The 3,201-nt window shown below is 53.1% G+C and carries 5 protein-coding genes; all 5 read right to left on the bottom strand.

Going from position 1 to position 3,201, the window contains the following annotated elements:
- Positions 1–278 (bottom strand): phage tail assembly protein (locus CBG25_RS09295; RefSeq protein WP_290606205.1); only part of this gene is annotated, 278 nt, incomplete at its 3' end.
- A 22-nt stretch (positions 279–300) separates the two neighbouring features.
- Positions 301–825: a phage major tail tube protein gene (locus CBG25_RS09290; RefSeq protein ID WP_290606203.1), complete on the bottom strand. Its 525-nt coding sequence runs from the start codon at positions 823–825 to the stop codon at positions 301–303.
- Between the two features lie 36 nt (positions 826–861).
- Entirely contained in the window at positions 862–2,295 is a 1,434-nt protein-coding gene (locus CBG25_RS09285) for a phage tail sheath subtilisin-like domain-containing protein (protein ID WP_290606201.1), read from the bottom strand.
- Positions 2,292–2,915: a hypothetical protein gene (locus CBG25_RS09280; RefSeq protein WP_290606199.1), complete on the bottom strand. Its 624-nt coding sequence runs from the start codon at positions 2,913–2,915 to the stop codon at positions 2,292–2,294. The genes CBG25_RS09285 and CBG25_RS09280 overlap by 4 nt, the downstream gene beginning before the upstream one ends.
- A gap of 120 nt (positions 2,916–3,035) precedes the next feature.
- The coding region (locus CBG25_RS09275; RefSeq protein ID WP_290603847.1) for a transposase domain-containing protein at positions 3,036–3,201 on the bottom strand (166 nt) is incomplete at its 5' end.

Below are 3,201 nucleotides of genomic sequence, written 5' to 3'. Positions count from 1 at the left end.
GACGCAGCGCCTTCGGCGACTGCATCCAGCCCCGCAAACTGGCGAAAGTGGCTTTGCAACTGTTGATAATCCACCAAATCCATATTGTCGATATCTTCCGGTATCAGGCCGGTCATGCGCGCAATCAACAGGCTGTCCCAGTCATTGACGTTTTCACTTAAGCGGCGCACTGCCTTGATGTCACTGACCTTGAGCCGGCTTAAGGTCACCCTGTTCAGCATTTCACCGCTGCCTAAGGCATAAGGGTATTGCAAACTATAATGAATACGGTCTGTCATCATCACTCCTCGGATTTTCAGGTTAAGCACCCAGATTGGCGCGATAATCAGTGAGCATATCTTCACCGTTGATTTTAAAAATATTGGCTATCACATCCAGCTCCATCAGCACCTGGCCATTCATCACCTGCTTGATATAGCTGCAGGTAAAACTGCTGCTCATCTCCGGCACCTCATGCTGCTTGAAGCTGCCCAGCGCGTTTTTGCTGAACATCACGGTCATAAACACCGCGACGGGCAATTCATCCTGACGACCCTGCGCCGGGTTATAGCGCTGCAGGCTACCGCGACATTGCAGCGGATACGCCTTGAAGGGATTGGCGGTACGTAAGGCCACCTCTTCATACAGGCTGGTCCAGTGAATTTCCCCTTCCAGCTTGTCAAACCCAGCAGGCAGCTGAATTTTGCCAATCATTCCCAGTGCCTGATGCTCCTGCTGCACCACGTTGATTTCCGGTAGCTTGATTTCTTTTGCCCGACCCAGCAGGCTATTGCCGTCCAGGTAGACATTGGCATTGGTCATAAAATGCAGTGCATTACCCGCCATGACGCGCTCCTTCTTCTGTTTTTTGCTGTCTGGTTATCATGATGAGACCTTGCTTTTCAGTATCGTCAGGTATTCATCGGTGATTTCTGTCTCAAAGGTCAGATGCTCCATGGGCGGTGGCGGGGTGTATTTGTAATTCAGTTTCAACTGCCCCAGACTGAGCCCGTCTTTGGTGTTGTTCGCCGGATCATACCAGCAGTGGAAGCCCAGCAACGCGCCATCGGCAATCAGCCGACGACCATAGCCATTGACCGATTCGGTCAGCGCATCAATCAACCCCTGATTAATGGGGCGATCAATATATTGCAAACTGAAATGGCGGATAGACTCATTAATCATGTCCCCGGTGCGCCGCACGTTCTCAAAATTCTTCAGATGCGTCACGGTCGGCCAGGCCGCGGTGCGATTGCCCCACAGGCGTAATCCGCTACCAAAACTATTAAACACCGTGGTAATGCCATTCTGGTTAAGCAGATTGACCTCGCTATTAGCATCGTCAATACGCGCACTGAGCGGACGCTCAATCCCTACTATGCCCATCAGTTCCTGGTTGGAAGATGACCACCAGAACCCTTTTTCACGGTCAACCTTGGCCCGCAGACCCGCAGCATGTGCGGATAACGGCTCAAGGCGATTCTGGTTGGTCGCCTTGTCATAGACCTTGACCTGCGGATAACACAGGCGTACCCGGTCAGAGGCAGTATTGAAATTAATGGTGCCTTGCGGCCCCCGTCCGGCTATCGCCTGGGCAAACGTCGTCCCGGCAGGCGCATCAATATAGGCAATCGCTTCACATTGGTGGGCCAGGGCTATCATGGCGCTCGCCACCGCATTTTGGTGCGAGAAGCCGGGCGCAATCAGCAGTTTGGGGCGAAAGCCAAACAGGCTGTCGGCATTTTCCAGCGCTTTCATGCCGGTACGCTGGTCGGCGGCATTGACGGTGCCCAGAATGTCAGACGCCGTCACTTTTGACACGTCAGATGTACGATAAGTGACACTGACGGTGACCTCTTCAGCAATACCTCCTGTAGCCACACGGGTTACCTTGCCCGTCTGTTTCTCCAAGGTATAGTCGGTCACTTCCCGAAATGTTGTCTGTCCATCAGCGCTTTTCACTACAATATCACCTGCAGGTAATTGCTTGAGCGTGATACTTTGGCGTGTTTTATTAAAGGTCAGATTTCCCTGTACATTTTTCTGATGGGTGTCAGGGTCAAACACATTGACCACCATAACGGTCCCGACACCGTGGTCATAGATGGCGCGTAATGCCTGTGGCAGGCTAAATCCACCCAGTTCATTGCCAAACTGCGCCGCATCTTTTTCTGATGTACACAGGGTCAGGGTATTGACCGGGCCTGTCGGCGCAATACCGACCAGCCCAATCACGGATGATTCAACCGTTTTGACCGGACGTGTCCCGCGTTCAATTTCCAGCGTATCAACGCCGTGATGGTTTTCTTTGCTCATGGGGTGACCTCATTACTTTTTGTGTCTGCTGGCACTTTTCCGCGTTTTCTGCCGGTCATCGCCAACGATGTGCTCATCGGTTTTTCCACGGGGGTGGTCTCATCAGGGGAGAGCGCCACCGTGTCGCCAGACGGTGTGATTGCCTGTGCCAAAGGTGCAGCCACGATCGGTGCGACGGGGGTCTCTGCTTCCTTACCCAGAAAGGTCAAATAGCCCTGCGCTTCCAGCCCCAGCACATAATCGTTATCCATCGGCAAGGTGACTTCCTGACCCGGCCAGAACATCACATCCAGGATGCTGCCATCCGGTAAGCGCAAAGCGGCCCCGTTCATCTGTTGGCCGTCATAACGGTAACGGGCCAGTGTGCCAGTCGGGTGTTTGGCGGCGAGTGATCGCTGTTCAAAATCGGTCAGTGGCCTGGGGTGTTCAGGCGGTGTATCGGGATAATCGAATCCCAGAAAGGTCAGATAGCCCTGGGCTTCCAGCGAGACAATAAACGCATGATCGACCGGCACATCCACCACCTGACCGGGATAAAACATCACATCCTGGGTACGGCCATCGGCCAAACGCAGGGCTGCCCCATTCGGGGACTCACCGTTATAGCGAAACTTCGCCATAAGCCACCTCGTTATTTTCTGTCTTCATGATGTCTTCCCGGGTAGGCGGTAAGGCCTCGTGCGGCCAGTCCTGTACAAACGTAAGCGTCATTGGAACCACACAGAGATAGGTAGCGTGGTTTAAGGTAAGGTAATTTTCCAGGGCAGCAGTACGTTCCAGTCTATATCTTCATCAGGGGATTTTAGCGACGTCAGCAATGCCAGAAGATAATCGTACGGGTTAAGACCATTGATACGTGCACTTTCCACCAGGCTGTACAATAGCGCACTTGCATGAGCACCCGCT

It is taken from the genome of Arsenophonus sp. ENCA (assembly GCF_002287155.1).
GTDB classification, from domain to species: Bacteria; Pseudomonadota; Gammaproteobacteria; order Enterobacterales; family Enterobacteriaceae; genus Arsenophonus; species Arsenophonus nilaparvatae.
Note: the sequence above shows the minus strand (reverse complement) of the source record. Positions and strands in the feature narration are given on the sequence as shown.